Origin of the sequence: Chitinophaga rupis (assembly GCF_900109685.1) — a bacterium.
Taxonomy (GTDB): domain Bacteria; phylum Bacteroidota; class Bacteroidia; order Chitinophagales; family Chitinophagaceae; genus Chitinophaga; species Chitinophaga rupis.
In genome coordinates, this window is sequence record NZ_FOBB01000009.1 from 255385 (window position 1) to 279503 (window position 24119).

Sequence of the window (24119 nt, forward strand, 5' to 3'; positions counted from 1 at the left end):
TGAATGCTGAACGCTAATGCAGCGGATAATAAGGCTTTATGCTTTATGCTTTCAGCTTTCAGCTTTATGCATTCAGCATTTACCGCGCTGTACGTATAATATCCGCAAATATCCCCGATGCCGTTACATCTGCGCCCGCACCGGCGCCTTTTACGATGAGCGGCTGCTGAGAGTAACGGTTGGTGGTATACAGCACAATATTATCCTTGCCTTCCAGCTGGTAGAACGGGTGGTCAGGGCCTATGGCCTGCAAGCCTACAGCGGCCTGCCCATTCTTGTAGCTGGCCACAAACTTCAGGCGTTTGCCTTCGGCATCGGCCTGCTGGCGCAGCGCCAGGAAATGGCCGGCATGCACATCCAGCTGCTCATAGAAGTCCGGTACAGAGGGCGCTTCCAGCGCTTCTACGGGTAAAAAGGAATGGTTGGTAATATCATCCAGCTCCATTACGGCGCCGCTTTCGCGGGCCAGTATCAGGATCTTGCGCATTACATCGGTACCACTCAGGTCTATACGCGGGTCCGGTTCTGTATAACCCTCATCCTGCGCAGCTTTTACCACTTCGCGGAAAGAGGCATCCTTCACAAAGTTATTGAACACAAAATTCAGGCTGCCGGATAATACGGCTTCTATGCTGTTCACCTTATCGCCACTGCGTATCAGGTCGTTCAGAGTATTGATCACCGGCAGGCCTGCGCCTACATTGGTCTCAAACAGGAACGATGCATTGTATTGGCGGGCCAGCTCTTTCAGCTGTTTGTAATAGGCATAGTCTGATGCGCAGGCGATCTTATTACAGGTTACCACGGAAATGCCATGCTGCAGGAACTCGCCGTACACGGCCGCCACATCGCCGCTGGCGGTATTATCAACAAATACACTGTTCCGCAGGTTCAGCGATTTTATTTTTTGTACAAAGGTCCATATATCGGTGGCTTCGCCCTGCTCATTCAGCAGCTCGCGCCATTTTTGAATATTAATGGCTTCATGCCCGAACAACATTTTTTTACTGTTGGCAATACCGGCTACTCTTATTTGCAGGCCCAGCTCTTTTTGCAGGTAGGCATGCTGCTGATCCAGCTGTTCCAGCAGCTTACCGCCTACGTTGCCTACGCCGGCTATGAATACGTTCACCTGTTTCAGCGGGGTTTCAAAAAAGGCTTCATGAATTACGTTCAGCGCTTTTTTAATATCCGGGCGGTTTATAACGGCAGAAATATTTTTTTCCGTGGAGCCCTGTGCTATGGCCCGCACATTCACCCCATTACGGCCTAAAGCGCCAAACAGCTTGCCGCTGGTGCCGTGGTGGTTCTTCATTTTATCGCCTACTACGGCTACTATGCAAAGGTCCCTTTCCACAATAAGCGGCTCTATCTGCTTTTCCTGGATCTCCTGTGCAAACTCACTGTCTACCGTGGTTTTGGCCTTCAGCATATCTGCTTCGTGTATGCCTACGGTTATAGAGTGTTCCGACGAGCTTTGGGTGATAAGGATCACGTTGATGCGTTCCTGTAACAGGGAATCAAACAGGCGGCGGGAGAAACCGGGTATGCCGATCATGCCGCTGCCTTCCAGGGTGAGTAATGCAATGTTCTGGATGCCGGAAATGCCGGTTACAGGATAGCTACGGTTATGGCCGTCGTGCACATGAATAAGGGTGCCATGATCTTCCGGTGCAAAGGTATTTTTGATCCAGATGGGAATGCGTTTGGTCATTACCGGCTGTATGGTAGGGGGGTAAATAACCTTGGCCCCAAAGTGCGACAGCTCCATGGCTTCCTCGTAGCTGATATGCGGAATGGGAATGGCCTGTGATACCAGGCGGGGATCGGCGGTCATCATACCGCTAACATCCGTCCATATATCCAGCACCTTGGCATTTACGGCTGCAGCTACAATAGCGGCGGTATAGTCGGAGCCGCCGCGGCCCAGGGTAGTGGTTTCCCCATCAGAACTGGCGGCTACAAAACCGGGTATCACTACATAATCGGCCTTTTCTTCCTGGAAGTATTCTGCGATCTGGTGGTTGGTAGCCAGGAAATTTACCCGGGCGCTGCCAAAGAATGCGTCGGTAACAATCAGCTCCCGGCTGTCTTTCCATACAGCGGTGGCGCCCAGCTGTTTCAGCTTTTCGGCAAGCATATACGAAGATACCAGCTCGCCAAAGCTCATAATTTTATCGAGGGAGCGTTTGCTCAGCTCTTCTACCTGGAAAATACCATCACACAGGGTTTCCAGCACATTCAGCTTTTTCTTCACCTGGCTAATCAGGCTGCTTTGCGCGGTAATGGGAAACAGGGTACGGATGGTATCCAGGTGTAAGGTTTCAATTTCCTGTAACACGGTTTTGTATTGCTCCTGGCCTTTGGCGGCCAGCTGTCCGCAGCGGATCAGCTTATCTGTAATGCCGCCCATGGCAGAGGCTACGATGGCAAAGCGGCCCTGGGGTTTCTGGTGTAGGATAATGTTACAAACCTGCTCTATGGCCCTGGTACTACCCATGGATGTACCGCCGAATTTTAATACCTGCATGTGAAACTTAAATTAGTGAATGCGTAGAAAAAGTGTGGTTCCCTTTCGCGGGACCTACCACCGGAGTGGTCGTGAGACGATATGTTTATATTAACCCCGCACAGGGGTTGTAATGGTGGATGTTGTAATAGTGCTGATGCCAGCCCCGGAGAAGGAGCGTGCAGCGGTAGTGAAGTATGTGGATATTGGTAGCACTATTATAGAAAATTTACTTTCTGGTAACAAAAGTCTTGGTTTTATGCTTAAAAAACAACTCAATTGTCAAATTTTTGAAATAATTTAAATAAAATTGGGTTAATACGAATAAATACTAAATATAAGAGCTTTGCACACATCTTTGTTGAGCAGATGTGCAGCAGGTGCTGTTATACAGCAGCAGCTTTGCTGATTTAAACCAATAGGCTATATTTGGATATATAAAGGTGCTATTATGCCTTACTTCCGGAATTTCACGTATTATATAGACAAGCGCAGGTGGAAATACTATTTCCTGCTGGCCACCCTGGCCATGGATTCGGTGAAATGAAACCAGCGGTAAGATGTATGACTTCGTACATCTTGTACCCGAGATCCTGCTTCTAACTTCCTGCTTCATTTTTCAAAAAAAACAACCATGCCTCAATATCATCAGCTGGGACAGATCCCGCATAAACGTCATACTCAATTCCGTAAACCTGACGGTACTTTGTACTCAGAGCAGCTTTTTTCTACGGAAGGTTTTTCTTCCCATTATTCGCTGCTGTATCACTGTCACCCGCCTACGGAGATCATAAAGGTGGATGAGCCTTATTCCGCGGCGCCACGTATTGCGGAGGAAAAAATGCTGAAACACCGCAGCTTCCAGGGGTTTAACATTAAGCCTGTCCCCGATTTCCTGGCCAGCCGCAAGGCCGTGCTGGTGAACAGTGATTGCCAGATAGTGCTGGCTGCGCCGCAGCAAAGCATGCAGGATTATTTTTATAAAAATGCGGATGCGGATGAGCTGATCTTTGTGCATGAAGGCTCCGGCATTTTGCATACCCAGTACGGGCAGCTGCCTTTCAGCTATGGCGATTACCTGGTGATACCGCGGGGCACCATTTACCAGGTGGCTTTTTCAGATGCCAATAACCGGCTGTTCATTGTAGAATCGTTTAGTCCTATCCGTTTTCCGAAACGGTATTTGAGCCAATATGGACAATTGATGGAGCATGCGCCGTTCTGCGAAAGGGACATCCGCCAGCCGCAGCACCTGCAAACCATTGACGAAGCAGGAGATTTCCTGATCCGTATTAAAAAGAAGGGGATGATGTATCCTATTCACTATGCCCATCACCCCTTTGATGTGGTAGGCTGGGATGGCTGTGAATACCCGTTTGCCTTTTCTATTCATGATTTTGAACCTATTACAGGACGCGTACACCAGCCGCCGCCGGTGCACCAGACCTTTGAGGGCAGCAACTTTGTGGTATGCTCTTTTTGCCCGCGCTTGTTTGATTATCACCCCCAGGCTATTCCTGCTCCTTACAACCATAGCAATATTGACAGTGACGAGCTGCTGTATTATGTGGATGGGGATTTTATGAGCCGCAAACATGTAACCCGCGGCATGATCACGCTGCACCCCGGTGGTATCCCACATGGGCCGCACCCCGGTGCCGTGGAAAAAAGTATTGGCGCAAAGGAAACAAAAGAGCTGGCCGTGATGGTGGATACTTTCCATCCCTTACAGATCACGGAAGAAGCGCTGGCTATTGAAGATAAGCAGTATGTGATGAGCTGGTCGGAGTAGGGGTTACTATCCAATAAAATAGGTACAGGCGCCCAAAAAAATAGCTGCCCCGCTGGTGATTTATTTTATCTTTGATACCCTCTAAATCAATCATCATATGGAATACAGGCAACTAGGAGAGAGTAATTTAAAAGTGTCTGCCATTACCTTTGGCGCATGGGCTATTGGCGGCTGGATGTGGGGTGGCGCAGAGCGTAAGGATGCGCTGGAAGCGATCCGGGTATCTATTGATCACGGGGTAACCTCCATAGATACGGCGCCTATTTACGGGCAGGGATTGAGTGAAGAGATCGTAGGTGAAGCCATTAAAGGCCAAAAGCGTGATCAGCTGCAGATCCTGACCAAGTTCGGTATGCGCTGGGACCTGGACAAAGGAACGCTGGCTTTTAAAAGCAAGGATAACAGTGGTAAGGACATTGACATTTACAAATATGCCGGCAAGGAAAGCGTGATCCAGGAATGTGAGGACAGCCTGAAGCGCTTAGGCACCGATTATATTGACCTGCTGCAAATTCACTGGGCAGATGTTACTACGCCCATTGAAGAAACCTATGAAGCAGTATTACGCCTGAAAGAGCAGGGTAAGATCCGCGAAGCAGGCGTTTGTAACTATAATGTTGAACAAACTAAAGCGGCCAATAGCGTGGTAAAGCTGGCCTCTAACCAGGTGCCTTTCAGCATGGTGGAAAGAGGCATTGAAAAAGAGCTGGTGCCTTATTGTATAGAGAACAAGATCGGCATACTGGCTTACAGCCCACTGCAGAGAGGCATTCTTACTGGTAAAATAAAACCGGGGCACTCTTTTAATGAAGGAGATACCCGTGAAGGCAACCGCTTTTATCAGCCGGAAAATATTACCCGCATTAATGCTTTCCTGGATGAGCTGCGGCCTATGGCAGAAAGCAAAAGTGCTACGGTGGCACAATTAGTGATCCGCTGGACCATTGAAAGGCCGGGCATTACAGTAGCGCTGGTAGGTGCGCGTGATGCGAACCAGGCCATACAGAATGCGAAAGCAATTAATGTGAAGCTGAGCGCTGAGGAGATAGATTATATTAATGAGCGGTTGTATAAGCTGCAGCTGGTGTAGGAGGGAAAAAGGGATTGAGCGCCCGGGGAGTGATGAACTTTCCGGGCGTTTTTGTGTTATAGGATCAATTTTATAAATCATTATATTTGTAATTATGGGATTAGTTTACGCAGATATAGAATTAATCAACGGTGGAGACCTGGAATTAGCTCGTCGTGGTTATATGGACAAGGACGAGGTGAAACGCATGTGGATCAGTGCTCTGGTGGATACGGGTTCTTATATGCTGGCCATTAATGAAAATATACAGGAGCAGTTACAATTGCCGGTTGTAGAAAAAAGAAAAGCGCAGTTAGCTAACGGCCATATTGTTGAGTATGATGTAGTGGCTCCTGTAGAGATCCGTTTTAAGAACCGGCAAACCACCTGCAGGGCAATGGTATTACCCGGTGATTCAGAGCCTCTGCTTGGTGCTATTCCGCTGGAGGACATGGATGTACTGATACACCCGCAACGGCAGGAACTGATCGTGAACCCCGACCATCCTTATTTTGCCCAAATGAAAATGAAATAATCCCCTTAGTTCCCAAATACTTTCGTATACTTGCAGTAGCAACAATCTCATGCACAACCTGCATACATACTACTTTTTAATGGCCACCCTGGCCATGGATTCGTTAACGGCTTAATAGCCGGCAGCAGCTGCCTTTGGGTAGTATTTCCCTTATCATTTATTTTTTTCTGAGCTATTACTCCAACGGTATTGCATGCCTGCAGGCGTTTTCATACACCCGCATTCATAAACCAATCATCATACACCAAAACTTTTTAAAATCCGCTCATATATGCATACAGCTACTGCACCTGTGGTAAATAACAATACACAGGATTTTTTACCGCTGAACGGTACCGACTATGTTGAATTCTATGTAGGTAATGCCAAACAGGCCGCTCACTTTTATAAAACTGCTTTTGGCTTTCAGTCAGTGGCCTATGCCGGCCCTGAAACCGGTATGCGCGACCGTTGTTCCTATGTGCTGGTACAGAACAAGCTGCGTTTTGTGCTTACCACACCATTGAAACCCGGCAATGAAATATCCAGCCATATAGAAAAGCATGGCGACGGTGTTAAAGTGCTGGCCCTGTGGGTAGATGATGCCCGGGCTGCCTTTGAAGAAACCGTGAAAAGAGGCGCCAAACCCTTTATGCAGCCTACTGTTGAGAAAGATGAACACGGGGAGGTGGTGCGCAGCGGCATTCATACCTACGGCGATACGGTGCACATTTTTGTAGAGCGCAAAAACTACAAAGGCCTGTTCCTGCCCGGTTATAAGGAATGGAAAACCGTGTATAACCCCACTGATACCGGTTTACAGTATGTAGATCATTGCGTGGGCAATGTAGGCTGGAACGAGATGAACACCTGGGTAAGCTTTTATGGCAATACCATGGGCTTTCACAACCTGATCTCTTTTGACGATAAGGATATTTCAACGGAATACTCAGCCCTCATGAGTAAGGTAATGAGCAATGGCAACGGCCGTGTGAAATTCCCTATCAATGAGCCGGCAGAAGGTAAAAAGAAATCGCAGATAGAAGAATACCTGGATTTTTACGGCGGCCCCGGCGTACAGCACGTAGCTATTGCCACCAATGATATTATACATACCGTTGGCGAATTACAGCGCCGCGGTGTAGAGTTCCTGACCGTGCCCGGCTCTTATTATGATGAGCTGCTGGAAAGGGTAGGGCATATTGATGAAGATCTTGCACCGCTGCGGGAGCTGGGCATCCTGGTTGACCGGGATGAAGAAGGTTACCTGCTGCAGATCTTCACTAAACCCATCCAGGACCGCCCAACGGTATTTTTTGAGATCATACAGCGTAAGGGCGCCAAATCCTTTGGGAAAGGCAACTTTAAAGCGCTTTTTGAATCCATAGAAAGAGAACAGGAGCGTAGAGGCAACCTCTGATGAAATAGGATAGGGGCTGGCGGAAGGCCAGCCCTTAATTATCAATGTTTTGGATCACAGCTCCGTGCATCCCGGATACCTGTTGTCAATCCAGGAGCGTACACGGCCCTCTGAAATGACCGGGCTTAACCCATCGTCTTTAGCTTACATCCAACCCCTCCTCTGCAGCAGCATTTTAACTTACCTTTAGCATCTCAGCACCCCCTTTACTTGCACATCCGCACATACCCTCGTAATTTTGACAATAATCCACAATGATAGCACGTTTGTTTTATGAGGACACAAACATTATTCGGTATCTTGTTCTTGTTAGGGGGTATATTTCAAGCCATTACAGCTTATCTTATTTACGAGGGCCACAACCACTATATTATTAAGCTGGTGAATCGCAAAATTGGTATTGTTATATATATTATTTTTGCACTATTATTGTTCGTGTTAGCATATTTAAACCTATCCAACGGATTAAAATGACCCGGTTAAGGGTATATATGGTTAAAAATTCTTTTTAAAAGTATATGAAGCGGATTATTGTAGCGGTATTATTGATGTGTAGCTTATCTGTGATGGCCCAGGCACAACAGTCGTTCCTGGAGAATCAGAAGCTGTTTCCCAAAGTGGGCGTAGCGTATCGCGAAAAAGAGGAAGCGTTGAAGAAAGAGTTTGAGAAAAAAGGGCTGACCTACCCGGCCAAATACATTTTCCTGCGTTCCTTTAAGCTGGACAGTGAGCTGGAGATCTGGGTAAAGAACAGCGCCAGCGATACTTTCCGCCTGTTTAAATCATACCGGGTTTGCACCCTCTCCGGCAAAATGGGGCCCAAACGTAAGGAAGGCGACCGGCAGGTACCGGAAGGGTTCTACTACATCAATGATTTTAATCCTAACAGCAACTATCACCTGTCACTGGGCTTAAACTATCCCAACTACTCTGATAAAATATTGAGCGATGCAAAAAAGCCGGGCGGCGAAATTTATATTCATGGCAGCTGCCTCACTATTGGCTGTATTCCCTTAACAGACGAATTTATTGAGGAAGTATACATCCTGGCGGTAAATGCCAAGAACGCCGGGCAGGATTTTATCCCGGTGCATGTATACCCCGTTAAATTCGGCAATACCCGCTCTATGGATTACCTGGGCGGCGTATCCTTAACAGATAACAGTTCCCAGCAGTTCTGGGTTGAGCTGAAAACGGCGTACGACTATTTTGAAAAGCATCACCGCCTGCCAGTGGTACTGGTGGATAATAAAGGGAAGTACGTGATGTAATGAATAATTAAGAATTAACAATTAATATAAGAGCGGCTGTTCCGGAGAGGGACAGCCGCTCTCTTTTTTATGGTTCAGGCTGTTTGATAGGATCCTGCATGTTATGAAAATTGTTAATGTACAGGGATTCCCGGCCGGCCATATAAAAAAGGTTAGTAGTACTTAATTATCCATTATTGATTATTTTACGGACGGTGTTTGTTTTTTGCTTTTTTTTTCAAAACTTGAGCCGAAAGGTCAAATCAATTTACTATTATGAACAGAAGAGATGCTATCAAGAACGTTGCCCTGTTATTGGGTAGCGCCATTTCTGCTTCCACGTTAGCGGCCCTGGATGGCTGTACAAGCTCTGCACCCAAGAACTATGCCCTGCAGGCGCCGGAAACCAAATCCACACTAGCTGAAATAGCGGAAACCATTATCCCGGAAACCGGTACGCCAGGTGCAAAAGCGGCCAAGGTTGACGATTTCATTGTTACGATGATGAATGATTGTTATGAGCAAAAAGATCAGCAGATCCTGCTGGATGGTCTGAAAAAAATAGATGAAGCCAGTAACAAACAGTATAAAAAAGCCTTTGTAGACCTGACTGCAGAACAAAAAACAGCAGTATTAACAGAGATTGATAAAGAGCGTGTAGCTTATAATAAACGTGAGAACAAAGGGAAAGATGATCCCACGCATTATTTCCAGTTTATTAAAGAGCTTACCCTGTTAGGCTACTTCACTTCCGAACCCGGTGCTACCAAAGCCCTGCGTTATGTAGCTGTTCCCGGTAAATTTGAAGGCTGTATCCCCTATAAAAAAGGAGATAAGGCCTGGGCTATGTAATTGAGCAGCGGTTGGCCATTAGCTTTTAGCTAATAGCTAAAAATGTTTGCTGTTTACAATTTACAGGCTAAAAGCTAATTGCTAAAAGCTAAAGATATTCACTCTCAAAAACTGAAATTCCATGAATCTGAATATAAAAGCACAGGAGCAAAATACATACGATGCTATTGTAATAGGCTCTGGTGTAAGTGGTGGATGGGCTGCTAAAGAGCTCACAGAAAAAGGTCTGAAAGTATTAATGCTGGATCGCGGAAAGCCGCTGGAACATGTGAAGGATTATGATACCGCTACCAAAGATCCCTGGGAATTTGCGCACCGCGGCCGTATCACCAACGAGCAAAAGGAAACGCATCCCAAACTGAAACGCGATTATCCGTATAGTGAGCATAACGAAAAGTTCTGGATCAAAGATTCAGACAGCCCGTATAACGAAGTAAAACGGTTTGACTGGTACCGCCCGGATATTGTGGGTGGTAAATCCATTATGTGGGGCCGCCAGTCGTACCGCTGGAGCGATATTGATTTTGAAGCCAACCTGAAAGATGGTATTGCAGTAGACTGGCCGATCCGCTATAAAGACATAGCGCCCTGGTATGATTACGTGGAAACCTTTGCCGGTATCAGCGGACAGGCAGAAGGGCTGCCCCAGCTGCCGGATGGCAAGTTTATGCCTGCCATGGAAATGAACTGTGTAGAGAAAGAAGTGAAGAAAAGGGTAGAGGCAAAGTTCAAAGACCGCAGGATCACCATGGGCCGCGTGGCTAACATTACCCAGCCATTGCCCGGCCGTACCCAATGCCAGTTCCGTAACCTGTGCAGCCGCGGTTGCCCGTTTGGCGCATATTTCAGCACACAGTCATCTACCCTGCCGGCTGCAAGGGCTACCGGTAACCTTACCTTACAACCGGATTCTATTGTGAACTCCATCATTTATGATGAAGCAAAAGGCAAGGCTACCGGCGTAAAAGTGATTGACAAGCACACCAAGCAAATGACGGAGTACTATGCCAAGATCATTTTTGTGAACGGCTCTACCCTGGGTACCACCTTTGTGTTGCTGAACTCCATTTCCAAACGTTTTCCGAATGGTTTGGGTAATGATAGCGGCGTGCTGGGTAAATATTTAATGGATCACCATTTTCGTACAGGCGCTTCCGGTACCGTGGAAGGTTTTGATGATCATTATTTCTTTGGCCGCCGCGCCAACGGTATTTATGTACCGCGTTACCGCAACATAGGCAGTGATAAGCGCGATTACCTGCGTGGCTTTGGTTACCAGGGTGGCGCCAGCCGCAGCGGATGGCAGCGGGGTATTGCCGAAATGGGCGTAGGAAAGGACTTTAAAGAAATGCTCACAGAACCCGGTACCTGGAGCATGGGCCTGGGTGGTTTTGGAGAATGCCTGCCCTATGAGCAGAACCAGGTAACGCTGGATAATTCCGTGAAAGATGCCTGGGGACAACCGGTGCTGAAATTTGATGCCGGTTTCTTTGAGAATGAAACCAAGATGCGTAAGGATATGATGAACGATGCCGCTGAAATGCTGGAAGCAGCCGGCGCTAAGGACATCCATACCTTTGACAACGGATCTTACCCCGGTATGGCCATTCATGAAATGGGTACGGCGCGTATGGGCCGTGATCCTAAAACATCTGTGCTGAACAGCTGGAACCAGATGCATGCTGTGAAGAATGTGTTTGTAACAGATGGCGCGTGTATGACCTCTGCCGCCTGTGTGAACCCTTCGCTCACGTATATGGCGCTTACCGCCCGTGCAGTAGATTACGCAGTAAAGGAAATGAAGAAAGGAAACATATAGTTAATTACGAATTATTCAATTACAAATTACGAATTGGGTAGTTCGTAATTACAATCATCACAACATTAAATGATCAGGGATTATTGAAATTATTACAATTACGGATTATGAATGAGTGCATAAGGTAATCAACCGCTGCATTCAATTCGTAATTCGTAATTGAATAATTCGTAATTCTAATCGTCCAGTGCAATGAATCTCAACATTAGAGCAGTAAAAGAAAATACCTATGACGCAATTGTTGTGGGTTCAGGGATCAGTGGGGGATGGGCAGCCAAAGAGCTGTGTGAAAAGGGACTGAAAACATTAGTGCTGGAAAGGGGCAATGATGTAAAACACGTAAAAGACTATACCACCGCCATGATGGCGCCCTGGGAGTTTCCGCACCGCCTGCAGCTCTCCAATGAGGTTAAGCAGAACTTCCCCATCCAGAGCCGCTGTTATGCCTTTGACGAATCCTCCAAACAGTATTGGGTAAACGATAAGGAAAATCCTTATAACGAGATCAAACCATTCAACTGGTTACGTGGCTACCATGTAGGCGGGCGTTCCCTGATGTGGGGCCGCCAGGTGTACCGCTGGAGCGACCTGGATTTTGAAGCCAATGCAAAAGACGGACATGGAGTAGACTGGCCTATCCGCTATAAAGATATTGCGCCCTGGTATGATTACGTGGAAACCTTTGCCGGCGTTAGCGGCCAGGCAGAAGGGCTGCCGCAGCTGCCGGACGGCAAGTTCCTGCCGCCCATGGAAATGAACTGCCTGGAAAAGCATGTGGCTGCACGGATCAAAGAAAAGTATAACGACCGCATTATTACCATAGGCCGTGTAGCACATGCTACCAAACCTATGCAGAACGGGCGCCAGTGCCAGTCGCGCAACCTGTGCCACCGCGGATGCCCCTTTACCGGGTATTTCAGCAGCAACGGCGTTACGCTGCCGGCAGCAGCAGCTACAGGCAACCTCACCCTGCGGCCGGACAGTATTGTAACAGAAGTGATCTATGATGAGCAGAAAGGCAAGGCCACCGGCGTACGCGTGCTGGATGCGCATACCCTGCAAAGCGTGGAGTATTATGCAAATATTGTTTTCCTGAATGCCTCTACCTTAGGCACTACCTTCGTGCTGCTGAACTCAACCTCTAACCGTTTTCCGAATGGTTTGGGAAATGACAGTGAGCAGGTAGGCCATAACCTGATGGATCACCACTTTGGCGTAGGCGCAGATGGGGAGTTTGATGGTTTTGAAGATCAGTACTACAATGCAGGCCGCCGGCCCAATGGTATTTATGTTCCCCGCTTCCGTAACGTGAACGAGGCTACGAAAATGAAAGATTATGTACGTGGCTTTGGTTACCAGGGCGGCGCAGGCCGTGGCCGTGGCAATGGTACAGAAGGTGTAGGCGCAGCCCTTAAAGAATCACTGACGGAGCCGGGCAAGTGGAGTATGGGCATTGGCTCCTGGGGCGAGCACCTGCCATACTATGAGAACAAGGCCACGCTTAACAAAGACAAAAAAGACAAGTACGGCTTACCTACCCTGGATATTGATTGTGAGTTTAAGGAAAATGAGCTGGCCATGCGTAAGGATATGCTGGAAAGCGCCAAAGAAATGCTGGCAGCTGCCGGCTTAAAGAACATCACCAGCTATGATGATATGCCGCCTCCCGGCCACTGTATCCATGAAATGGGCACTGCACGTATGGGCCGCGATCCCAAGACCTCTGTGCTGAACAGCTGGAACCAGCTGCATGCCGTAAAGAATGTGTTTGTAACAGATGGGGCCTGCATGGCATCCTCCGCCTGCCAGAACCCATCCATCACTTATATGGCGCTCACCGCCCGCGCCTGTGATCATGCTGTAAAAGAGCTGAAGAAAGGGAACGTGTAAATGTAACGTATATATGAAAGGTGGAAAATGGAGCAAATTCATTTTTCACCTTTCATTTTTTCATGTATTTTCACCCTTTCACATGCATTTTTAACCTTTACCTGTTTTACCCTACTATCCGTTTGCAGAATGTTAACTTTGACCCTAATTTTTTTACCAAGGACAATGAGAACACTTTTACTGAGCCATCTGTTGTTGCTGGCCTGCGTTGTTATGCAGGGCGCTTATGCGCAGGACAAACACAGTTTTGAATTTTCAAAGACCGAATTCCTGCTGGATGGAAAACCCTTCCAGATCATCAGCGGGGAAATGCACCCGGCCCGCATTCCCAAAGAATACTGGAAACACCGCATTCAAATGGCCAAAGCCATGGGCTGTAATACCATTGCCGCTTATGTGTTCTGGAACTACCATGAGCAGGAGCCGGGCACTTTTGACTTCAGCAGCACTAATCATAACATTGCGGAATTCATTCAAATGGTACAGCAGGAGGGCATGTGGGTATTACTGCGCCCCGGCCCGTATGTATGTGCGGAGTGGGAATTCGGCGGTTTGCCGCCTTACCTGCTGCGCACACCGGATATTAAGGTACGCTGCCTGGACCCGCGTTATATGCAGGCCGTAGAGCGGTATGTAGCTGCATTGTCGGCCCAGGTAAAACCGTTGCTGGCAGCCAACGGAGGCCCTATATTAATGGTGCAGATAGAAAATGAATACGGCAGCTTTGGTAATGACAAAGCCTACCTGAACCGCCTGAAAGAGCTATGGGTGCAGAATGGTATTACCGGGCCTTTTTATACGGCAGATGGTGCTGCCAAACCTAACCTGGAAGCCGGCACTGTGCCTGGTGCCGCTATAGGCCTGGATCCCGGCGCATCTGAGGCTGATTTTACTGCAACCAGCAACTTGTACCCGGATGTGCCTATTTTCAGCAGTGAATCTTATCCCGGCTGGTTAACCCATTGGGGCGAGCAATGGGCGCGGCCTGATAAAGAAGGCATTTTGCGGGAAGTAAAATACCTGCTGGATAATAAACGCTCTTTCAACCTGTACGTAATACATGGCGGCACCAACTTCGCCTACACAGCCGGCGCCAATTCCGGCGGCAAAGGTTATGAGCCGGACCTTACCAGCTATGATTATGATGCGCCTATTAATGAGCAGGGCGTAGCTACGGCCAAATACATGGCATTCCGGCAAATGATCAGCAACCATCTGCATAAAGCATTGCCGCGCATACCGGCGCCTATACCTACCATCAGCTTCCCGGCCGTACCCATGATACCCTTTACCAGTGTATGGGAGCAACTGCCGGAGGCGGTGCATTCCGCACAGCCGCAGCCCTTTGAAGCCTATGCGCAGGATTATGGTTTTATGCTGTACCGCACCACCCTGGTGGGGCATAAAAGCGGCAAGCTTACCATCACGGACCTGCATGATTATGCCACCATTTACCTGAACGGAGAGTACATGGGTAAGCTAGACCGCCGTTTAGGGGAGAACAGCATTGAGATTCCCAAGAGCAATGTAAAAGACCCGGTGCTGGAAATACTGGTAGAAGGTATGGGCCGTATCAACTTTGCACAGCAGATCATTGACCGCAAAGGCATTACTGATCGCGTAACCCTGAATGGTATGACGCTTATGAGCTGGGACGTGTTTGGCCTGCCCATGACGGAAAAATATATTCAGAACCTGCATCCCACCAGCGGTACCACCGCCAAACCGGGGCAGTTCTTTAAAGGAACGTTTAAGCTGTCCCGCGTGGGTGACACCTATATTGACTTTACCCAGCTAAAAAAAGGCCTGATCTGGGTTAATGGGCATAACCTGGGCCGCTACTGGGATATAGGCCCGCAAACACGCCTGTATTGCCCTGCCAGCTGGCTGAAAAAGGGAAATAATGAAATTGTGGTGTTTGACCTGCACCAGACGGCCCCGGCCTCTGTAAGCGGCGCCAGGACCTTAGAATAACTTTATTAATAGATACATACCTGTTAGTGCCTGGTTTTTGTTTAAAATCAGGCACTAATAATTTATAACTAATCGCTAACTACGCGCCCCTCACTCCTGTATTGCTTTTTCCGCACAAAAACCTTAACTTACAATAACTGGTTTTTCATATTTCTTCATTTTTAAAAGGCCTCGTTATGGGAACTGTACGAAATATCCTGCAGGCCAAGGGTCATGCAGTGTACTCCATTAACCCGGACAGCAGCGTATTTGAAGCGTTAAAAATTCTGGTGGATAAAAATGTTGGCGCTTTGATGGTTGTTGATGATCAGGGTAAATTCCTCGGCGTTTTCTCAGAACGCGATTATGCACGCAGAGTGATCCTTAAAGGCAGGGCATCCAAGGAAACTGCTATTCGTGAAATTATGACCGAACGGCCTATTACGGTCTGCGAAAACGATTCTATTGAAGACTGTATGGTAAAGATGACGGATAAACGTATCCGCCACCTGCCTGTAACGGATGAGCAGCAACGGCTGATAGGCCTGATCTCTATTGGTGATGTGGTAAAGTTCATTATTGACGAACAGCGCTATATTATCAATAACCTGGAGAGCTACATTAGCGGCACCCATACCTGATTTACGATGTTGGATTTGCGATTTTAGATTTGATTGATGCGAAGTAGTCTTTTTATTAAATCTAAAATCGTAAATCTAAAATCTAAAATGGAAATGGTGGTTTGTATTATTTTTTGTACATTCATATCACATATTCATTACCGTAAGACAGTAGTAGATACGTAGCATGTAGTTTATTTGACAGATTAACAGACTGACTTTTAAAGTTCTTGTTCGCTTGGAGGGCGATGTATCTTGAAAGAATCAGTTATTGAAACAGCTCCTGTTTGGCCCTTTATAGTTTTCGGGGCCATTGTACTGGTACTGGTTGGTGCCATCCTGGGAATCTCATATATCCTGGGGCAGCATCATAAAGACCGTGCCACCGGTGAAGCCTATGAATCCGGCATCCTTTCCACAGGCTCTGCACGTTTGCGCTTCCCTTCTCAATTTTACCTTATTGCCATGTTGTTCGTGATCTTTGATATTGAAACTGTTTTCATTATCTCATGGGTCATTGCATTTGATGAACTGGGCTGGGCTGGTTACATTGGCGTAAGTATATTTATCTTTATTTTATTAGTGGTATTGATCTATGAATGGCGCAACGGCGCGCTGGATTTCGGACCGGATGGAAAGAAGATATTGCGGGCCTATAAAAAAATGCGCAGCAGCAGCAGCAAAGCAGCTGACAGTGGAAGCATGCAGCTGCCACCACCACAACCGGCCCATTAACACTACGGAAAAATACATTAAGGTATATAGGACTATCTGAAAAAAAGGATGTATTTATTTATTCCACGGATCTAATAAAAAGACTGGCCTTCTACTCCTCTTTACAGCCAGACTGGATTGGAATCAATTACGAATTGTCAATTACGAATTACGAATGAAGGAGAACCGTATGTGGTTACTGCGTTTGTAATAGTTCTGGTGATTCGCCGACACACGGATTCAATTACGAATTGTCAATTACAAATTATGAATGAAGGGAACCGTATGTGGTTACTGCATTTGTAATAATGTTTTGATGGTTCGCCGACACACGGATCCAATTACGAATTGTCAATTACGAGTTATGAATGAAGGAGACCGTATGTGGTTACTTCGTTCGTAAGAATGTTGCTGCTGTTCGTAATTACATGCTTCTTCTTTTTTTATTCAAATTATTGCAAAGGATTAATTACGAATGAAGGAAACCGTAACGGTTACTGTCTGTTGTTCTTCGTTGTTATTTCGTAATTACATACTTCCTCCGCGTAAGCATGCATAACCTGAAATGCATGCAGGCGAACTATTACCTAATGTGTAATTAATAATCTGTAATAAATAATTCTCTCCCATGGATTGGTGGTTAAGTAACGCAAAGGATCAAACCGGTAAAGTAAACGGTAATACTTCCCTGGAACAGGCCATGCAGCAAAGCATGATATTAAGCTCTGTAGACCGCTTGCTGGCCTGGGGCCGCAAAAATTCATTGTGGCCTTTTCACTTTGGATTGTCCTGCTGTTTTGTGGAAATGGCTACCGCCATGACACCCAAGTATGATGTTGCGCGCTTTGGTGCGGAAGTGATACGCGGCACACCCCGTGAGGCAGATGTGATGATCATTGCCGGTACCGTGTTCATTAAAATGGCGCCTATTATTAAACGCCTGTATGAGCAGATGATGGAACCGCGCTGGGTGATCTCCATGGGCTCCTGCGCCAACTCCGGTGGTATGTATGATATCTATAGCGTAGTGCAGGGCGTAGATAAATTTTTACCGGTAGATGTATATGTACCTGGTTGTCCGCCGCGGCCCGATGCTTTTATGCAAGGGCTGTTAATGCTGCAGCAATCCGTGGGTAAGGAAATACGCCCGCTTAGCTGGATGATCGGCGATCAGGGCGTGATAAAACCGGATAAGATCTCAATGCGGGAAGTGTTACATGATAAGCGGCAGCAAATGACGCAGTTCAAAACGCCGGATGAGATTTGAGGGGGCCGGAGGCCCACGGTCCATGGTCGATGGTCCATGGCCTATAACGAATGGACCTGTTTTGCGTGAAATGGAAAGGATGGGGCAGTGGTCCACGACCCGTAACGAATAGAAGTGTTTTGCGTGAAATGGTAAGGGGTGGGGAGTGGGATTATTAAAGTACCCTTAAGAAAACTGCAACGAAACAATATGAACGATATTAAATCAGCACTGGATGCCCGCTTTGGAGAACAAACCTGTAAAGAACAGGTAACCCGCGATGCCATGCCCACCTTTTGGGTGCCGCAGGAAAAGCTGGTGACCGTGCTGCAATACCTGAAATCCGATATTAACCTTCCTTACCGCATGCTCTATGACCTTACGGCCATTGATGAGCGTGCGTATAAAAGACCGCAGAACGGACATATACCCTTTGACTTCACCGTTGTTTACCACCTTTTCTCCTTCGGGCAAAATGCTTTCCTGCGTCTGAAAGTAGGATTGCGGGGCGAGTATCCCTCCCTGCCCAGCATCACCCATATATGGCCTGCCGCCAACTGGTATGAGCGCGAAGTGTTTGACATGTTCGGTATCCGCTTTGACGGCCATCCCTTACTGAAACGTATTTTAATGCCCAGCACCTGGGAAGGTCACCCATTGCGCAAAGAACATCCTGCGCGCGCCACGGAAATGGGACCATTCAAACTGTTTGATGAAAAGGTAGACCGGGAGCAGGAAGCCCTGCAGTTCCGCCCGGAAGACTGGGGCCTGAAGCTGCATAGCGAAGATGCGGATTTTATGTTCCTGAACATAGGCCCCCAGCACCCCGGCACGCATGGCGTGCTGCGTATTATTCTGCAGCTGAACGGAGAAGACATTGTAGACGCAGTGCCCGACATTGGCTTTCACCACCGTGGTGCGGAGAAAATGGGCGAGCGTCAGTCATGGCATACCTATATTCCCTATACCGACCGTATTGACTATTTAGGCGGGGTTATGAACAACCTGGCCTATTTGCTGTCTGTTGAAAAGCTGGCCGGTATTGAAGTGCCGCTGCGTGCGCAGGTGATACGCGTTATGCTGTGTGAGTTCTTCCGCATTGCCAGCCACCTGGTATGGTATGGCACCTTTGCGCAGGATGTAGGGCAGCTGTCGCCTGTGTTCTATATGTTCACCGACCGGGAACGCGTATTTGAGATTATAGAAGCTATTTGCGGCGGCCGTATGCATCCTAACTGGTTTCGTATAGGCGGCGTAGCACAGGACTTGCCCAATGGCTGGGATAAGCTGGTGCGCGAGTTTATCCGCTATTTCCCGCCCAAGCTGCGCGAGTATGATAAGATGGTAATGCAGAATGCTTTGTTTAAAGCACGTACCGTAGGCATTGGCATTTACACGCTGGAAGAAGCTATTGAATGGGGCGTTACCGGCCCCGGTTTGCGCGCCTGCGGCCTGGAATGGGATATGCGTAAAATGCGGCCTTACAGCGGGTATGAGAACTTTGCTTTTGAAATACCAACTGCCAACAACGGAGATTGTTATGACCGGGCACGGGTACGGGTAGACGAAATGCGGCAAAGCCTGCGCATTATTGAGCAGTGCCTGGAACATATGCCGGCAGGGGATTTCAAGTCGCACCACCCGCTGGCCACGCCACCGGTGAAGCAGTATACCATGCACGATATTGAAACGCTGATCCACCATTTCCTCAATGTTAGCTGGGGCCCGGTAATACCGGCCGGTGAGGCCATGAGCTGTATAGAAGCTACCAAAGGATGGAACGGCTATTATCTTACCAGCGATGGCAATACCTCGCCTTACCGTGTAAGAGTACGCACACCCTCTTTCCCGCATATGCAAATGATCCCTTACATCGCCCGCAGCTATACGGTGGCAGATCTGCTATCTATACTGGGCGGGATGGATTATGTGCTGGCGGATATTGATAGATAAACCGATACTATGTTAACACAAACAGAAATATCAAAAATAGAGCATGAGCTGCAGCAGGTGCCTGTAAAAAAAGCGGCGGTAATAGAAGCATTGAAGATAGTGCAGCAGCAGCGCCGCTGGGTATCTGATGAGAACGTGGAAGATATTGCTGCGCTGTTAGGTATGAGTGCGGATGAAGTAGATAGCGTGGCTACCTTTTACAATCTCATTTTCCGGCAGCCGGTTGGCCGCCATGTGATCCTGGTATGTGACAGCATCAGCTGCTGGGTAATGGGTTATGAGAATATCCGCAAAACGCTGATGGAGCTGTTGCAGATCAAATACGGGCAAACCACGCCGGATGGGCGTTTTACGCTGCTGCCCAATGCCTGCCTGGGTACCTGTGATCATGCGCCGGCTTTAATGATAGACGAAGATCTTTACCGGGATCTGAATGGGAAAAATATCGGTGAGATACTGGATAAGTATGAATAAATAGCTGGCAGTTGCCAGTGGGCCGTTTGCAGTCAGGCAAACGCTCATCGTGAACTGCCAGCTGGCAACTATAAACTGCAAATAAATTATGGAGGCTCCGCTTACATCGGATATTCAACCCGGCTTGTCGTTGGACCTCAGGGCTTATGAAGCTCTGGGGGGCTACCAGGCATTACGCAAAGCATTACAGCAAATGGCGCCGCAGGAGGTGACTGCGCTCATAAAAGAATCTAACCTGCGGGGCAGGGGCGGCGCAGGTTTCAGCACAGGTATGAAGTGGAGCTTTGTACCTATGAATGTAAAAGGTCCCAAATACCTGGTGGCAAATGCCGATGAAATGGAACCCGGTACTTTCAAAGACCGCTGGCTGCTGGAAGGTAATCCGCACCAGTTAATAGAAGGCATGATCCTCACGGCCTATGCTATACAGGCCACTACCTCATTTGTATTCCTGCGCTGGGCATATAAAGAAGCGGCACAGGTGATCCGCAAAGCGCTGAGTGAAGCATATGCTGCCGGTTATTTAGGCAACAATATCTTAGGAAAGGATTTTTCCCTGGAAATGCACCTGCACACCGGCGTAGGCCGCTATATGTGCGGGGAGGAAACCGCCCTGCTGAACTCACTGGAAGGCAAGCGCGCCGTACCCCGTGCCAAACCGCCTTTTCCGCAGATCAGCGGTTTGTTTGGCCATCCAACCATCGTAAACAATGTAGAAACGCTTTGTTTCATTCCACATATAGTCAATAAAGGAGCCGCCTGGTTCCAGTCCCTGAGCCGTACCGGCGACGGGGGTACGAAAATATATGGTGTGAGCGGACGCGTAAATAAACCCGGCGCCTGGGAATTGCCCATGGGCGTAACTATGCGCGAACTATTGGAAGATTATGCCGGTGGTATGCAAAACGGCTACCGTTTCCGCGGGGCTTTACCCGGCGGTGCATCCACGGATTTTTTAACAGCTGACCACCTGGATACTCCCATGGATTTTACCGCTGTAGCTGCAGCGGGCAGCCGCCTGGGCACAGGTACTATGGTGGTGCTGGACGACCAAACCTGTCCGGTGGGCTTTGTACATAACCTGGAGCATTTCTTTGCACAGGAATCCTGCGGGTTTTGTACGCCCTGCCGGGAAGGTTTACCCTGGACCGAAAAAATATTGTATGCCCTGGAACAGGGGCATGGCACGGAAGAAGACCTGGTACAGCTGGAAATGCATACGCATTTGCTGGGACCGGGTAATACTTTTTGCGCGCTGGCCCCCGGCGCTATGGAACCATTGCAAAGCGCGCTGAAATATTTCCGGGAAGATTTTGAACAGCATGTACACGAAAAAAAATGTCCCTATGGCAATCATACACATTGATGGCAAGTCATACGAAGTAAAGGAAGGCAAGAACCTGCTGGAAACCTGCCTGTCGCTGGGCCTGGACCTGCCTTATTTTTGCTGGCACCCGGCGCTGGGCTCTGTAGGCGCCTGCCGGCAATGCGCGGTAAAATCATTTAAGGATGAAAAAGATACCAAAGGAAAGCTGATCATGTCCTGCATGGAGCCGGTAAAAGATCAGCTGCGTATATCCGTTAGCGATAAGGAAGCAGCTGCTTTCAGGGAGCAGGTAATAGGCTGGCTGATGACCAACCACCCGCATGACTGTGCTGTGTGTGACGAAGGCGGCTCCTGCCATTTGCAGGATATGACGGTAATGACCGGGCATAGCTACCGCAACTATCATTTTTCCAAACGCACCTATAAAAATCAATACCTGGGTCCTTTCCTGAACCATGAAATGAACCGCTGCATCCAGTGTTACCGTTGCGTGCGTTTTTATAAAGATTTTGCAGGCGGCAAGGACCTGGATGTTTTTGCCGCGCATAACCATGTATACTTTGGCCGTTATAAAGAGGGTACGCTGGAAAGTGAGTTCAGCGGCAACCTGGCTGAGGTCTGCCCTACGGGCGTGTTTACAGACAAAACACTCAAACAGCATTATACCCGCAAATGGGATATGACCTATGCGCCCTCCATTTGCCAGGGCTGTGGCCTGGGCTGTAATATTATTGCCGGTGAGCGTTATGGTTCCTTACGGCAGATCAGCAGCCGCTATAACGGTGCCGTGAACGGCTATTTCCTTTGCGACCGCGGGCGTTATGGTTATGAGTTTGTGAACAGTGAGCGCCGCATACGGGAGGTGGCCATCCGCGGTCTTATGGATCATGCTATTGATCCCGGTGCTGCATTGCAATATTTACAGGACAAGCTTCCCCCCGGGCGCACTATTGGCATTGGTTCCCCGCGCGCTTCGCTGGAATCTAACTTTGTATTACAGCAGCTGGTAGGGGAAGATAATTTTTACCTGGGCATGTCAGATGCAGAACATGACCTGGCCACGCTGGCATTGAAAATATTAAAGAACGGGCCTGTGCGCACACCCTCCATGCAGGAGGCAGCTACTGCAGATGCGGTGCTGATACTGGGTGAAGACCTGTTGAACACCGCGCCTATGATGGCCTTATCTGTTCGGCAGGCGGTACGTAAGCAACCCTTACAGGATGCTATGAACACCACGCATGTGCCGGCCTGGCAGGATGCGGCGGTGCGTGAAGCCATGCAGGATAAACACGGACCTTTTTATATATTGCATATACAACCCACCGGGCTGGATGAAATAGCCACCCGCACTTATCATACCGCCCCGGATAACATTACCCGTATAGGCTTTGCCGTGAGCCAGCTATTAGGCGCTCCGGTAGCGGCTGTAAAAGACCTTTCGGAAGAGGAGCAGCAGCTGGCGCAGGCCATTGCCGATGCATTACTGGCCGCAGAACGGCCTTTGATCATTGCCGGCTATGGCTGCGGCTGTGAAGGTACCATGCGGGAAGCCGCCAATATCAGCTGGGCATTACAGCAAAAAGGCAAAGCAGCTATGCTGGTGCTTACTACACCGGAATGTAACAGCCTGGGCCTGGAAATGCTGGGCAGCCATCGCCTGGAAACTGCGGTGAATGCAGTACTGGACGGAGACATAGATACTGTTATTATCCTGGAAAATGACCTGTACCGGCGCTTAGACCGGCATATAGCAGACCAGTTCTTTCAGCATTGTAAGGAAGTGGTATTGCTCGATCACCTGTACAATGCTACTGCAGAAAAAGCCACGGTATTATTGCCTGCCGGCACCTTTGCAGAATCAGACGGTACGCTGGTGAATAATGAAGGCCGGGCGCAACGTTTCTTCCAGGTATTTGCAGGCAGCGGCGTGGTGCAGGAAAGCTGGCGCTGGTTATTACAGCTGGGCGCTGCTACTAATAATGCACGCTTAAAAAACCTGGTGTACCTCGATGATGTAACGCAGGCGCTGGCACGTTCAGCGGCCATCTTTGCAGGCATAGATCATTTAACCCCACCGGCCGATTTTCGTATAGCCGGGCAAAAGATACCGCGGGAACCACACCGTTACAGCGGCCGCACAGCTATGCTGGCCAATGTAAATGTGAGCGAACCCAAACCGCCGGAAGATGCGGATACGGCTTTGTCGTTCACCATGGAAGGTTACCGCGGGGAACCGCCATCCTCCATGATACCCTTCTTCTGGTGGCCGGGCTGGAACTCCGTGCAATCCATCAACAAATTCCAGACAGAGGTAGGCTGCTCTTTGCACGACGGGGATTCGGGCAAGCGGCTGATAGAGCCCAAAGCTAACGGGCAGGCGCCTTATTTTTCCTATTCACCGGACAATTTTGTTCCGCTGGCCGGGCATTTAATGCTGGTGCCTTTATACCACATTTTCGGATCAGAAGAGTTGAGCGTACATACGCCTGCAGTGGCAGAACGTATGCCGGCGCCTTACATTTTGCTGAATCCGGAAGATGCGCAGCGTTACCAGGTAGTGGAATCGCATCAGCTGCAGCTATCGGTTAACGGGCATCCATATACGTTTACGGTAAAAACCGATGCCAGGCTGCATAAAGGCATGGCCGGGATACCGGTAGGTTTGCCGGGGATAGATGTAGTTGGGGTGCCGGTGCTTGCGAAATTATAGATGA

General features: G+C 48.5%; 17 protein-coding genes. 16 read left to right on the plus strand and 1 reads right to left on the minus strand.

What is annotated here, in order from left to right; translation table 11 throughout:
* Positions 1-79: 79 nt before the first annotated feature.
* Positions 80-2530, minus strand: coding sequence for a bifunctional aspartate kinase/homoserine dehydrogenase I (gene thrA / locus BMZ54_RS26970; RefSeq protein ID WP_089919366.1), 2451 nt, complete (start codon positions 2528-2530; stop codon positions 80-82).
* A 613-nt stretch (positions 2531-3143) separates the two neighbouring features.
* Here thrA and BMZ54_RS26975 point away from each other — a divergent pair.
* The 16 genes from BMZ54_RS26975 to nuoG all read left to right on the plus strand — a co-directional run bounded on the left by BMZ54_RS26975 (position 3144) and on the right by nuoG (position 24115).
* Positions 3144-4301: a homogentisate 1,2-dioxygenase gene (locus BMZ54_RS26975; RefSeq protein WP_089919368.1), complete on the plus strand. Its 1158-nt coding sequence runs from the start codon at positions 3144-3146 to the stop codon at positions 4299-4301.
* Between the two features lie 97 nt (positions 4302-4398).
* A complete protein-coding gene (locus tag BMZ54_RS26980) occupies positions 4399-5391 on the plus strand; it encodes an aldo/keto reductase (protein WP_089919370.1) in 993 nt (330 codons plus the stop codon).
* 94 nt (positions 5392-5485) lie between these two features.
* Positions 5486-5905 carry a clan AA aspartic protease gene (locus BMZ54_RS26985; protein WP_089919372.1) on the plus strand — a complete coding sequence of 140 codons (420 nt, stop codon included), beginning with the start codon at positions 5486-5488 and terminating at the stop codon, positions 5903-5905.
* 271 nt (positions 5906-6176) lie between these two features.
* Positions 6177-7304, plus strand: coding sequence for a 4-hydroxyphenylpyruvate dioxygenase (hppD, locus tag BMZ54_RS26990; protein ID WP_089919374.1), 1128 nt, complete (start codon positions 6177-6179; stop codon positions 7302-7304).
* Positions 7305-7822: 518 nt separating this feature from the next.
* The gene (locus tag BMZ54_RS27000) at positions 7823-8575 is read left to right on the plus strand and encodes a L,D-transpeptidase family protein (RefSeq protein ID WP_089919379.1); all 753 of its coding nucleotides are present in this window, start codon (positions 7823-7825) and stop codon (positions 8573-8575) included.
* A gap of 255 nt (positions 8576-8830) precedes the next feature.
* Positions 8831-9406, plus strand: coding sequence for a gluconate 2-dehydrogenase subunit 3 family protein (locus BMZ54_RS27005; protein WP_089919381.1), 576 nt, complete (start codon positions 8831-8833; stop codon positions 9404-9406).
* Between the two features lie 121 nt (positions 9407-9527).
* Positions 9528-11225, plus strand: coding sequence for a GMC oxidoreductase (locus BMZ54_RS27010; protein ID WP_089919383.1), 1698 nt, complete (start codon positions 9528-9530; stop codon positions 11223-11225).
* A gap of 192 nt (positions 11226-11417) precedes the next feature.
* Positions 11418-13115, plus strand: coding sequence for a GMC oxidoreductase (locus BMZ54_RS27015; RefSeq protein ID WP_089919386.1), 1698 nt, complete (start codon positions 11418-11420; stop codon positions 13113-13115).
* Positions 13116-13280: 165 nt separating this feature from the next.
* On the plus strand, positions 13281-15089 hold the full coding sequence (locus BMZ54_RS27020; protein WP_089919387.1) for a glycoside hydrolase family 35 protein: 1809 nt from the start codon (positions 13281-13283) through the stop codon (positions 15087-15089).
* A gap of 176 nt (positions 15090-15265) precedes the next feature.
* On the plus strand, positions 15266-15709 hold the full coding sequence (locus tag BMZ54_RS27025; RefSeq protein WP_089919390.1) for a CBS domain-containing protein: 444 nt from the start codon (positions 15266-15268) through the stop codon (positions 15707-15709).
* A gap of 234 nt (positions 15710-15943) precedes the next feature.
* Entirely contained in the window at positions 15944-16423 is a 480-nt protein-coding gene (locus BMZ54_RS27030; protein WP_089919392.1) for an NADH-quinone oxidoreductase subunit A, read from the plus strand.
* 607 nt (positions 16424-17030) lie between these two features.
* Positions 17031-17669 (plus strand): NADH-quinone oxidoreductase subunit B, encoded by a 639-nt coding sequence (locus BMZ54_RS27035; RefSeq protein ID WP_089919393.1) that lies wholly within the window; start codon positions 17031-17033, stop codon positions 17667-17669.
* Positions 17670-17807: 138 nt separating this feature from the next.
* Positions 17808-19601, plus strand: coding sequence for an NADH-quinone oxidoreductase subunit C/D (gene nuoC, locus BMZ54_RS27040; RefSeq protein ID WP_262487621.1), 1794 nt, complete (start codon positions 17808-17810; stop codon positions 19599-19601).
* Positions 19602-19610: 9 nt separating this feature from the next.
* A complete protein-coding gene (nuoE, locus tag BMZ54_RS27045; protein WP_089919396.1) occupies positions 19611-20075 on the plus strand; it encodes an NADH-quinone oxidoreductase subunit NuoE in 465 nt (154 codons plus the stop codon).
* An 88-nt stretch (positions 20076-20163) separates the two neighbouring features.
* Positions 20164-21441, plus strand: coding sequence for an NADH-quinone oxidoreductase subunit NuoF (gene nuoF, locus BMZ54_RS27050; RefSeq protein WP_089919398.1), 1278 nt, complete (start codon positions 20164-20166; stop codon positions 21439-21441).
* Complete coding sequence (gene nuoG, locus BMZ54_RS27055; RefSeq protein ID WP_089919400.1) at positions 21422-24115, plus strand: NADH-quinone oxidoreductase subunit NuoG; 2694 nt, start codon at positions 21422-21424, stop codon at positions 24113-24115. Before nuoF ends, nuoG begins: the two co-directional genes overlap by 20 nt.
* Positions 24116-24119 lie beyond the last annotated feature (4 nt).

Coding starts and splice junctions, on each gene's coding strand:
- thrA (WP_089919366.1), bottom strand. CDS start 2,530: ATGCAGGTATTAAAATTCGGCGGTACATCCATGGGTAGTACCAGGGCC.
- BMZ54_RS26975 (WP_089919368.1), top strand. CDS start 3,144: ATGCCTCAATATCATCAGCTGGGACAGATCCCGCATAAACGTCATACT.
- BMZ54_RS26980 (WP_089919370.1), top strand. CDS start 4,399: ATGGAATACAGGCAACTAGGAGAGAGTAATTTAAAAGTGTCTGCCATT.
- BMZ54_RS26985 (WP_089919372.1), top strand. CDS start 5,486: ATGGGATTAGTTTACGCAGATATAGAATTAATCAACGGTGGAGACCTG.
- hppD (WP_089919374.1), top strand. CDS start 6,177: ATGCATACAGCTACTGCACCTGTGGTAAATAACAATACACAGGATTTT.
- BMZ54_RS27000 (WP_089919379.1), top strand. CDS start 7,823: ATGAAGCGGATTATTGTAGCGGTATTATTGATGTGTAGCTTATCTGTG.
- BMZ54_RS27005 (WP_089919381.1), top strand. CDS start 8,831: ATGAACAGAAGAGATGCTATCAAGAACGTTGCCCTGTTATTGGGTAGC.
- BMZ54_RS27010 (WP_089919383.1), top strand. CDS start 9,528: ATGAATCTGAATATAAAAGCACAGGAGCAAAATACATACGATGCTATT.
- BMZ54_RS27015 (WP_089919386.1), top strand. CDS start 11,418: ATGAATCTCAACATTAGAGCAGTAAAAGAAAATACCTATGACGCAATT.
- BMZ54_RS27020 (WP_089919387.1), top strand. CDS start 13,281: ATGAGAACACTTTTACTGAGCCATCTGTTGTTGCTGGCCTGCGTTGTT.
- BMZ54_RS27025 (WP_089919390.1), top strand. CDS start 15,266: ATGGGAACTGTACGAAATATCCTGCAGGCCAAGGGTCATGCAGTGTAC.
- BMZ54_RS27035 (WP_089919393.1), top strand. CDS start 17,031: ATGGATTGGTGGTTAAGTAACGCAAAGGATCAAACCGGTAAAGTAAAC.
- nuoE (WP_089919396.1), top strand. CDS start 19,611: ATGTTAACACAAACAGAAATATCAAAAATAGAGCATGAGCTGCAGCAG.
- nuoF (WP_089919398.1), top strand. CDS start 20,164: ATGGAGGCTCCGCTTACATCGGATATTCAACCCGGCTTGTCGTTGGAC.
- nuoG (WP_089919400.1), top strand. CDS start 21,422: ATGGCAATCATACACATTGATGGCAAGTCATACGAAGTAAAGGAAGGC.